We start from the raw sequence: 10,543 nt of genomic DNA on the forward strand, positions 1-10,543 counted from the left end.
TGCTCATGCTGAGTTTCCAGCACTAGATTAACTGCCCGTTCACGGACTTCCGGAGAGTAACGTTTGGTCGTTGTCATAGAGACCTCCACTTTTAAAGTATAGACTCTAATTTATCCGGGGTGATTCAGATAAAGCGCTGCTGGATCTGTTGGCCAAACGGCTGTCGCTGGTGGCCGAGGTCGGTGAAGTGAAAAGCCGTGCCGGCCTGCCTATCTACGCGCCCGATCGTGAGGCGGCGATGTTGGCCTCGCGACGGCGCGAGGCCACGGCCTTAGGCGTACCGCCCGATTTAATCGAGGATGTGCTGCGCCGCCTGATGCGGGAATCTTACGCCAGCGAAAACGACAAAGGGTTTAAAACGCTGTGCCCACAGTTGCGCCCGGTGGTGATCATTGGCGGCCGCGGCCAAATGGGGCGCTTGTTTGACAAAATGTTGACGCTGTCGGGATACAGCGTGCGCGTCCTGGAAAAAGAGGACTGGCCGCGCGCTGAAGCTTTGTTGGCCGATGCGGGGTTGGTCATCGTCAGCGTGCCGATCCATTTGACCGTACCGGTCATTGAGCAATTGCCGCCCCTGCCGGAAGATTGCATTTTGGTGGATCTGGCCTCGGTGAAAAACGCGCCGCTGCAGGCAATGCTGGCGGCGCACAATGGGCCAGTTCTCGGCCTGCACCCCATGTTCGGTCCCGATAGCGGCAGTCTGGCTAAACAAGTGGTCGTTTACTGCGAGGGGCGCGAGCCGGAGGCCTATCAATGGCTGCTGGAGCAGATCCAGGTCTGGGGGGCGCGGTTGCATCGCATCAGCGCCATTGAACACGATCAAAACATGTCCTTTATTCAGGCACTGCGCCATTTCGCCACTTTTGCTTACGGTATGCATTTGGCGGAAGAAAATGTCGATCTGGAGCAATTATTGGCGCTGTCCTCACCGATTTATCGACTCGAGCTGGCGATGATAGGGCGCCTGTTTGCGCAGGATCCGCAGCTGTATGCCGATATTATTATGGCGTCGGAGGATAATCTGGCGCTGATTAAACGTTACTATCAGCGTTTCGGGGCGGCAATCGAACTGTTGGAACAGGGCGACAAACAGGCCTTTATCGCGCGTTTTGCCCATATCGGTCGCTGGTTTGGTGATTATGCCGACCATTTCCTGGCGGAAAGCCGGGTGTTACTGCGTCAGGCCAACGATAGCCGCAAATAGGCCCTTCACGCGCCGTAAACAGCGTAGAAGGGGAGACGGGAGCACGGCGGCACCGCCGCCGTGCAGGTCACAGGTTGCTAATGACAAGTGGCTGATAACCGGTTGCCGGTTACTCCGGATCCACCGGCAAGACATTTTCGCTGGGGTAGCAGCCTAACACCTTTAACGATCGCGTAATGGCTTGCAGTTCGCGCAGCGCTTTTTGCATTTTTCCGCTGCGCAAATTGGCCTGCACATCGATATAAAACATCTCTTCATGCGCATTGCCGTGTATCGGCCGGGATTCCAGGCGCGTCATCACAATACCGTGGGTCCGCAGCACCAACAGCGCCTCAACCAGGGCGCCGGACTGCTGGCCGGTGGCCATGATAAGCGTGGTTTTAGCCGGCACTTGCTCGGTGACATCGATAGGTTTGCGGGCCAGCACGATAAAGCGGGTAATATTCTGCTGCTGGTTGGCCAGGTTACTTTCCAGCACCTGCAAACCGTACAACGCTCCACCCTGGCCGCTGCCCAGCGCGGCGACCGTAGGACGGTTGAGCTGCGCCACTTTTTCCATGGCCGCAGCGGTGCTTTCACAATAATCGAATTGCCACTGAGGAAAACGTGCCAAAAACTGGCTGCACTGCTGGAAAGGTTGCGGATGGCTGTAGATGACCTCGATTTGATCAAGATTGGTATTGCCGCTAACCAGAACGCAATGATCGATAGGGATAGCGATCTCGCCCACCAAAGACAAATGCGTGTGTTGCAGCAGGTCGTACACATCGTTGATTGAACCTGAGCTGCTGTTTTCGATCGGCAGGATACCGTATTCCGCCTGGCCCGTTTCCACGAGCTGCACGATATCGGCGAATTTTTGGCAACCGCATTCGACAACCTGCTCAAAATAGCGCGCGCCGTACTGCCGCGCCGCCAGATGAGAATAGGAGCCTTTAGGGCCAAGAAAGGCGACGCGCGCCGAACGCTGTTCCTGGTGATTTAAATCCAATTGCAGCAGGGCCTGCTGCGTTAATACCGAATCTTCAATAATCATTTGAAACAGTCGGGTCACATAGAAGCCGTCAAGATCACGTTTTTGCCCTTCGGTGACCAGGCGTTTTAGCAGTTCGCGCTCCCGCGCCATATCGCGAATTGGCCGCTGGGAGGCTATCTTGCTTCGTGCGACGTCCAGTGCCAGAGTGCGCCTTTCCGCCAGTAAAGACAGCAAATTGAGATCCAGCGCGCTTATTCGATCGCGCAGCGTCAATAAAGTGTTGTCATTCATAATGTGGGTTACCTTTCACGCCAGCAAAAAAAAGCCCCCTGTTTCAGGAGGCTTTGCGGTTCGTCTTCGCTTTATTTCTCACACGACGAGCGCGGCCTCCTAACAACGGAAGATAAAAAAGAAAGCGAAGAAAAACGACGGTGAAGTCATGATGAGCTCTGTGGAGTGAAGAATAGGGGGTACAGTAACCGCTCGCTTTTCTTTCTGTCAATATAAAACGCGCCCTGGGGGGCGCGTCATTCAACGTATTACTCCCTGACGGGCGGGGCAGTTTACCCGGCCGGCAGGATTACACCGCCATGAAATTCGCGGTTTTGACGCATTCTGCGGCGCGGCGCGCTTCACCCTTATGCTGGACTTTATTGATTTGACGTTCGAGTTTCGCCAGCAGCTCGTTGATGGCCAGATACATATCCTGGTGGGTCGCGCTGGCCACCAGTTGCCCATTGGGCGTGCTCAGGGTGGCATCGGCCACAAAACCCTGCGGCTGTTTGGAGAGGATAATATGGGGATTAATCAGCTGGGTCTGCCATTTCGCCAATTTAGCCAGGCGCTCTTCCGCGTGTTGACGAATGGCGGGAGTGATCTCCATTTGCTATGTTGATTATCATAGAACTACCTCTCTGCGTGTTTCCGTCGACATGGTTTAAGCATACCTGCAGCCGGTATCTTTTGTGTGATTTAGATCACTTTTTTTCCGGCGTGGCGGTGGAGGGAACGGGTTCTGTGAGCGGGGGTCAGGAACGGGATTTCTACCCTTGTCAGCGCATGCGCAATGGGGCAATATTATCAGGTTAACCTTTCAGAAACGGCGGCCGAAGCCGCCGTCCTTATCACGTCTCGCCGGGCCGTCAGGCCGGGTTCGCCGCCGTAATTTTCGTCACTTTGTCCGCATGACCGCTTAACTGCAATTCCCGATAGGCTTTTTCCATGTAGGGCAGCGCCTGGCGCGTCGCCTGGGTATCGGGGAAGTCGCGCAGCATCTGCTCCACGCGGTTGGCTACCGCAACGTAAGCGCCGCGTTTGTCGTAGTATTCCACCACGGACAATTCATGCTTGGCCAGCCGGTCTTTGAGATAAACCAGACGTTTGGTGGCATCCATGGCATACTGGCTGTTCGGATACCCTCGAATCAATTGCGTGAAATCACGAAACGCCGCGCGGGCATGTTCCGGGTTGCGATCCGAACGGTCCACGCCGAAGAATCCCTGCAAAGCGCTGTCATCCAGCGCCATATCGGTCAAACCACGCATGTAAAGGACGTAGGCGACATTCGGATGGGTCGGATTAAGCCGCAGAAAACGATCGATAGAGGCTTGCGCCAGCGGCAGATCGGCGGATTTGTAGTAAGCATAAATCAAGTCAAGCTGAACCTGTTGCGCGTAGGGACCGAACGGATAGCGGTTGTCCAGCGCCTCCAGCTCCTTGATTGCGCCCTTGTAATTACCGTCCTGCAGCTTTTGCTGCGCGGAAGCATAGATCTCGGAGGGGGGATTATCGGGAACGGCGTCTTTGTTACTGGAACAACCCGCCAGCACCAGGCAAAGTGTGGCGGCTGCCACCAGATATTTCATACGCATCATGACGTTTTGCTTATCCTCAGAGTGTTGTTCCGGGAGGCTGTCCGTTTAGCTCCCGGATGAGACCAGCTACAATAGCATACTATTTTAAACGGCATCGCCGTGAAAACCCAACGTTAACGAAGATACCTTATATGGCACAGCATCAACACCTCACCGGAACGGTGAGCGAATCACAACTCGGGCAACGTTTAGATCAGGCTTTGGCGGAATTGTTCCCTGATTATTCACGATCGCGGATAAAAGCTTGGATCCTTGACGGCCTGGTGAGGGTGGACGGACGGGGCACGATGGTACCCAAAGAAAAAATGCTTGGCGGCGAATCTGTTGAAATACAGGCGGTTATCGAAGAAGCGCCGCGCTGGGAAGCGCAAGCCATACCGCTGAATATCGTTTATGAAGATGACGATATTCTCGTCATCAATAAACCGCGTGATCTGGTCGTGCATCCCGGCGCCGGCAATGCCGATGGCACCGTGTTGAACGCGCTACTGCACTATTTTCCACCCATTGTCGATGTGCCTCGTGCAGGTATCGTGCATCGTCTGGACAAAGATACCACTGGGCTAATGGTGGTGGCTAAAACCGTGCCGGCGCAGACGCGTCTGGTGGAGTCGCTGCAGGCGCGGGAAATTACCCGCGAATACGAAGCGGTCGCTATCGGCACCATGACCGCCGGCGGCACCGTGGAGCAGCCGATCGCGCGCCACGCGCCCAAGCGGACGCATATGGCGGTGCACCCGATGGGCAAGCCGGCGGTGACCCATTACCGTATCATGGAGCACTTCCGCGCCCATACGCGTCTGCGGTTGCGTCTGGAAACCGGACGTACGCATCAGATCCGCGTGCATATGGCGCATATCAATCATCCGCTGGTGGGCGATCCGCTCTACGGCGGGCGTCCGCGACCGCCAAAGGGGGCTTCCGACGCCTTCAATGAGGTGCTGCGCAGTTTCGATCGCCAGGCGCTGCATGCCACCTTGCTGCGGCTTTACCATCCCATTACCTCGATCGAAATGGAGTGGCATGCGCCGCTGCCGCAGGATATGGTGGCGCTGATAGCGGCGTTGAAGGCAGATACAGACCTGTTCAAAGATAGTATGGACTGGCTGTGAGCCGGCTTATTCTGCCCGACTGGCCTGCTCCCGCCCGGGTCCGCGCCTGCAGCACCACCCGCGAGGGCGGCGTGAGCCGCGCCCCCTGGCATTCGCTTAATGTAGGCGACCATGTCGGGGACGATCCGGAGGCCGTGGCGGAAAATCGCCGCCGGCTGGTGGCGCTGGCAGATTTGCCCGCCGCGCCGCGCTGGTTAACGCAGGTGCACGGTCTTAATGTGGTCACGCAGGACGGCGCGCCCCCGCCGTCGCAATGCGGTGATGCGGCCTACACCCGGACGCGCGGCGAGGTCTGCGCCGTCATGACCGCCGATTGTCTGCCGGTGCTGTTTTGCGATCGCGCAGGGCGGGAAGTTGCCGCGGCCCACGCCGGCTGGCGAGGGTTGTGCGCCGGCGTGCTCGAGCAGACGCTGGCGGCGTTTCAGGCGCCGCGTGCGGACATTCTCGCCTGGCTGGGGCCGGCTATTGGGCCTAAGGCGTTTGAAGTGGGCGCCGAAGTCAAAAATGCCTTTGCCCGTTACGACCCCGCAGCGGTTGCTGCCTTTGTCCCCCGGGGCGAAAAATATCTGGCCGATCTCTATCATCTGGCGCGTTTACGTCTGCGGACCGCCGGGATCCGCGCCATATATGGCGGTCAGCATTGCACGGTGCAGGAAAACGACACTTTTTTCTCCTATCGGCGCGATGGCGTCACCGGACGTATGGCAACTTTGGTCTGGCTGATATAATCTCTTGCCCAAGACGATCCAGGATGGATAGCAATTTTCTTCCAACTTATTGGCGAAATATCCTTGAATTTTAAATAAACGACCTTATTTAATCTCCAGAGTAGCAATTTTGACCAATATGGGAGGAGTTATGCGTCTGGATCGTCTTACCAATAAATTCCAGCTTGCCCTCGCCGACGCCCAGTCTCTGGCTCTCGGGCGCGACAACCAATTTATCGAACCACTCCACGTGATGGCGGCCCTGCTAAAGCAGGAGGGCGGTACCGTGCGTCCGCTGCTGCAATCCGCCGGCGTTAACGTGGTGCCGTTTATCAGCGCGGTGGAACAGGCCTGCGAGCGTTTGCCGCAGGTGGAAGGCACCGGCGGCGACGTGCAGCCTTCGCAAGATCTGGTGCGGGTGCTGAACCTGTGCGACAAGCTGGCGCAAAAACGCACCGACAGTTTTATCTCCTCCGAACTCTTCGTTCTCGCGTCGCTGGAGTCGCGCGGCACTTTGGCCGAGCTGCTGAAGTCGGCGGGCGCCACGACGGCATCCATCACCCAGGCCATTGAGCAGATGCGCGGCGGCGAGCAGGTGAACGATCAGGGCGCGGAAGATCAGCGCCAGGCGCTGAAAAAGTTTACCATCGACCTGACCGAGCGCGCCGAGCAGGGCAAACTTGATCCGGTTATCGGGCGTGACGAAGAAATTCGCCGCACCATCCAGGTACTCCAGCGGCGCACCAAAAATAACCCGGTCCTCATCGGTGAACCCGGGGTGGGTAAAACCGCCATTGTTGAAGGGCTGGCGCAGCGTATCGTCAACGGCGAAGTGCCCGAAGGTCTTAAGAACAACCGGGTGTTATCGCTGGATCTGGGCTCGCTGGTGGCGGGCGCCAAATATCGCGGTGAGTTTGAAGAGCGGCTGAAAGGCGTTCTGAGCGATTTGTCCAAGCAAGAGTGCAATGTCATCTTGTTTATCGATGAGTTGCATACCATGGTGGGCGCCGGTAAGGCCGATGGCGCGATGGACGCCGGCAACATGCTTAAACCTGCACTGGCGCGCGGCGAACTGCACTGCGTGGGCGCCACGACGCTTGATGAGTATCGCAAATTTATCGAGAAGGACGCCGCGCTGGAACGGCGTTTCCAGAAGGTGTTTGTCGCCGAGCCGAACGTAGAGGATACCATCGCTATTCTGCGCGGCTTGAAAGAACGTTATGAGCTGCATCACCATGTGCAGATTACCGATCCGGCCATTGTTGCCGCCGCGACGCTATCCCATCGCTATATTGCCGACAGGCAACTGCCGGACAAGGCTATTGACCTTATTGATGAAGCCGCCTCCAGCATTCGTATGCAAATCGATTCCAAACCGGAAGAGCTTGACCGGCTGGATCGCCGGATCATCCAGTTGAAGCTGGAACAGCAGGCGCTGAAGAAAGAATCGGATGACGCCAGTCTCAAGCGATTGGCGATGCTTAATGACGAACTGGCGCAAAAAGAACGCGATTACTCCGAACTTGAAGAGGAATGGAAAGCGGAGAAAGCCTCTTTGTCGGGCACCCAGCATTTGAAGGCGGAATTGGAACAGGCAAAAATCTCGATCGAACAGGCGCGGCGCGTCGGAGACCTGGCGCGGATGTCTGAACTACAATACGGCAAAATTCCCGAGCTGGAAAAACAGCTGGCGGCGGCCTCGCAAGCTGAAGGCAAAAGTATGCGCTTACTGCGTAATCGCGTAACCGACACTGAGATTGCCGAAGTGCTGGCCCGCTGGACGGGAATTCCGGTTTCGCGGATGCTGGAAAGCGAGCGGGCAAAGCTGCTGCGTATGGAGCAGGATTTGCATCATCGGGTCATTGGGCAGAATGAAGCGGTGGAAGCGGTTTCCAATGCTATTCGCCGTAGTCGTGCGGGCCTGGCGGATCCCAATCGTCCCATCGGCTCTTTCATGTTCCTGGGGCCAACCGGGGTCGGTAAAACGGAATTGTGTAAAGCGCTGGCTACGTTCTTGTTCGATAGCGACGATGCCATGGTGCGTATCGATATGTCCGAATTTATGGAAAAACATTCGGTGTCGCGATTGGTGGGCGCCCCTCCCGGCTATGTCGGTTATGAAGAAGGGGGCTATCTGACCGAGGCGGTGCTCCGCCGTCCTTATTCAGTCATTCTGCTGGATGAGATCGAAAAGGCGCATCCCGATGTCTTCAACATCCTGCTGCAGGTATTGGATGACGGCCGTCTGACCGACGGTCAGGGACGTACGGTGGATTTTCGCAATACCGTGGTCATCATGACCTCCAACCTGGGGTCGGATGTTATCCAGGAACGCTTCGGGCAGATGAACTACCAGGAAATGAAGGATATGGTGCTTGATGTGGTCAGCCACCATTTCCGGCCGGAGTTTATCAACCGGGTGGATGAAGTGGTCGTGTTCCATCCGCTGAGCCGTGAGCATATCACCGAGATTGCCCAAATCCAGCTGCAGCGTCTGTATCAGCGGCTGGAAGAGCGGGGTTACACCACGACCATTAGCGACGAGGCGTTGGCGCTGCTGGGCAAATCCGGCTTCGATCCCGTCTATGGCGCACGCCCGCTAAAACGCGCCATTCAGCAAGAGATTGAAAACCCGTTGTCGCAGCAGATCCTGTCCGGTCAGCTTTTGCCGGGCAAACCCATCAGACTGGATGTACAGGACGATCATATCGTCGCCAGCCAGTAATCCTACGGTGGCGGGCCGGGGCAATTATCCCGGTCCAAACCCTCGGCGGCGGGCCGGGACAATAATCCTGGTCCAAATCCACCGCGGCGGGCCGGGGCAATTATCCTGGTCCAAATCCACGGCGGCGGGCCGGGACAATAATCCCGGTCCGCGCAGTTTGGGTATGGCATGTTGCCCCTTATAACCGACCTGCATGGTAAACCCTTGCCCGACTGCGTTACACCGCATCGGACCGCGGTTTTTGTCCCGACACCTTCCCGCGTTAACCACCAACATTTTGTTACGGCTGCTGCATATTTCACCAGTTAAAACTTATTTTGCATTTAGCGCTTGCCACCGGCTGGGAAGGCCCTATAATGCGCCTCCACTGACCGGGAACAGTCGCTACGGCGCACCGGCTCAGCCAGAGGCAGGCGGCCTGTTACGGGCAAATAAAAGCTTGACTCTACAGCGGGAAAACGTAATATACGCCACCCGCGCCGGTCGAGAAAACAGCCTCCCGGCACTGCTCTTTAACAATTTATCAGACAATCTGTGTGGGCACTCACAAGACGATATCGACATACCGAAATATCAAGTCTTGAAGAGTGAACAACGAATATTCATATGAATACCAGTTTTAATTCTTTGAGCATCAAGCTTTTAATTGAAGAGTTTGATCATGGCTCAGATTGAACGCTGGCGGCAGGCCTAACACATGCAAGTCGAGCGGCAGCGGGAAGAAGCTTGCTTCTTTGCCGGCGAGCGGCGGACGGGTGAGTAATGTCTGGGGATCTGCCCGATGGCGGGGGATAACTACTGGAAACGGTAGCTAATACCGCATAACGTCGCAAGACCAAAGTGGGGGACCTTCGGGCCTCACACCATCGGATGAACCCAGATGGGATTAGCTAGTAGGTGGGGTAATGGCTCACCTAGGCGACGATCCCTAGCTGGTCTGAGAGGATGACCAGCCACACTGGAACTGAGACACGGTCCAGACTCCTACGGGAGGCAGCAGTGGGGAATATTGCACAATGGGGGAAACCCTGATGCAGCCATGCCGCGTGTGTGAAGAAGGCCTTCGGGTTGTAAAGCACTTTCAGCGGGGAGGAAGGCGATGGCGTTAATAGCGCTGTCGATTGACGTTACCCGCAGAAGAAGCACCGGCTAACTCCGTGCCAGCAGCCGCGGTAATACGGAGGGTGCAAGCGTTAATCGGAATTACTGGGCGTAAAGCGTACGCAGGCGGTCTGTTAAGTCAGATGTGAAATCCCCGGGCTTAACCTGGGAACTGCATTTGAAACTGGCAGGCTAGAGTCTCGTAGAGGGGGGTAGAATTCCAGGTGTAGCGGTGAAATGCGTAGAGATCTGGAGGAATACCGGTGGCGAAGGCGGCCCCCTGGACGAAGACTGACGCTCAGGTACGAAAGCGTGGGGAGCAAACAGGATTAGATACCCTGGTAGTCCACGCTGTAAACGATGTCGATTTGAAGGTTGTGGCCTTGAGCCGTGGCTTTCGGAGCTAACGCGTTAAATCGACCGCCTGGGGAGTACGGCCGCAAGGTTAAAACTCAAATGAATTGACGGGGGCCCGCACAAGCGGTGGAGCATGTGGTTTAATTCGATGCAACGCGAAGAACCTTACCTACTCTTGACATCCAGAGAACTTGGCAGAGATGCTTTGGTGCCTTCGGGAACTCTGAGACAGGTGCTGCATGGCTGTCGTCAGCTCGTGTTGTGAAATGTTGGGTTAAGTCCCGCAACGAGCGCAACCCTTATCCTTTGTTGCCAGCGATTCGGTCGGGAACTCAAAAAAGACTGCCGGTGATAAACCGGAGGGTAATGCCTTCAAATAGTTGACTTTTGTGATATTCTGCCTCTATTTGAGGTTTCCACGTGGTTACAGTTTCTGTTCATTGTCCTCGCTGCCATTCAGATAAAATTTATCGACATGGCCTTAGTC

7 protein-coding genes, 1 rRNA gene and 1 other annotated feature are annotated in these 10,543 nt (G+C 56.2%); of the genes, 5 read left to right on the forward strand and 3 right to left on the reverse strand.

Features of this window, described 5'->3' with window-relative positions; all coding sequences use genetic code 11:
- Positions 1-112 precede the first annotated feature (112 nt).
- Entirely contained in the window at positions 113-1,204 is a 1,092-nt protein-coding gene (gene tyrA, locus CINSTRO3249_RS08180; RefSeq protein ID WP_074012915.1) for a bifunctional chorismate mutase/prephenate dehydrogenase, read from the forward strand.
- 109 nt (positions 1,205-1,313) lie between these two features.
- On the opposite strand, the gene pheA is transcribed toward tyrA, so the two are convergent.
- From pheA to bamD, 3 genes are all read right to left on the reverse strand, one after another.
- The gene (pheA, locus tag CINSTRO3249_RS08185) at positions 1,314-2,471 is read right to left on the reverse strand and encodes a bifunctional chorismate mutase/prephenate dehydratase (protein WP_074012916.1); all 1,158 of its coding nucleotides are present in this window, start codon (positions 2,469-2,471) and stop codon (positions 1,314-1,316) included.
- Between the two features lie 24 nt (positions 2,472-2,495).
- Positions 2,496-2,622: a sequence feature (Phe leader region), on the reverse strand.
- A 138-nt stretch (positions 2,623-2,760) separates the two neighbouring features.
- Positions 2,761-3,063, reverse strand: a complete 303-nt coding sequence (gene raiA / locus CINSTRO3249_RS08190; RefSeq protein ID WP_074012917.1) for a ribosome-associated translation inhibitor RaiA — start codon at positions 3,061-3,063, stop codon at positions 2,761-2,763.
- 259 nt (positions 3,064-3,322) lie between these two features.
- Positions 3,323-4,054, reverse strand: coding sequence for an outer membrane protein assembly factor BamD (bamD, locus tag CINSTRO3249_RS08195; RefSeq protein ID WP_074012918.1), 732 nt, complete (start codon positions 4,052-4,054; stop codon positions 3,323-3,325).
- A gap of 131 nt (positions 4,055-4,185) precedes the next feature.
- Between bamD and rluD the strand changes: the two genes are divergently transcribed.
- The 4 genes from rluD to CINSTRO3249_RS08215 form a co-directional block, all read left to right on the forward strand.
- On the forward strand, positions 4,186-5,166 hold the full coding sequence (gene rluD, locus CINSTRO3249_RS08200; protein ID WP_074012919.1) for a 23S rRNA pseudouridine(1911/1915/1917) synthase RluD: 981 nt from the start codon (positions 4,186-4,188) through the stop codon (positions 5,164-5,166).
- Positions 5,163-5,894, forward strand: a complete 732-nt coding sequence (yfiH, locus tag CINSTRO3249_RS08205) for a purine nucleoside phosphorylase YfiH (protein ID WP_074012920.1) — start codon at positions 5,163-5,165, stop codon at positions 5,892-5,894. Before rluD ends, yfiH begins: the two co-directional genes overlap by 4 nt.
- Positions 5,895-6,024: 130 nt before the next feature.
- Complete coding sequence (clpB, locus tag CINSTRO3249_RS08210) at positions 6,025-8,598, forward strand: ATP-dependent chaperone ClpB (RefSeq protein WP_074012921.1); 2,574 nt, start codon at positions 6,025-6,027, stop codon at positions 8,596-8,598.
- Between the two features lie 643 nt (positions 8,599-9,241).
- Positions 9,242-10,543: ribosomal RNA gene (locus CINSTRO3249_RS08215) — 16S ribosomal RNA — on the forward strand; the annotation flags it as partial.

It is taken from the genome of Candidatus Sodalis sp. SoCistrobi (assembly GCF_900143145.1).
Lineage (GTDB): Bacteria > Pseudomonadota > Gammaproteobacteria > Enterobacterales > Enterobacteriaceae > SoCistrobi.

Bases quoted from the DNA above. Each gene is read 5' to 3' on its own strand.
- bamD (WP_074012918.1), bottom strand. From the start codon at position 4,054: ATGATGCGTATGAAATATCTGGTGGCAGCCGCCACACTTTGCCTGGTG.
- raiA (WP_074012917.1), bottom strand. From the start codon at position 3,063: ATGGAGATCACTCCCGCCATTCGTCAACACGCGGAAGAGCGCCTGGCT.
- pheA (WP_074012916.1), bottom strand. From the start codon at position 2,471: ATGAATGACAACACTTTATTGACGCTGCGCGATCGAATAAGCGCGCTG.
- rluD (WP_074012919.1), top strand. From the start codon at position 4,186: ATGGCACAGCATCAACACCTCACCGGAACGGTGAGCGAATCACAACTC.
- clpB (WP_074012921.1), top strand. From the start codon at position 6,025: ATGCGTCTGGATCGTCTTACCAATAAATTCCAGCTTGCCCTCGCCGAC.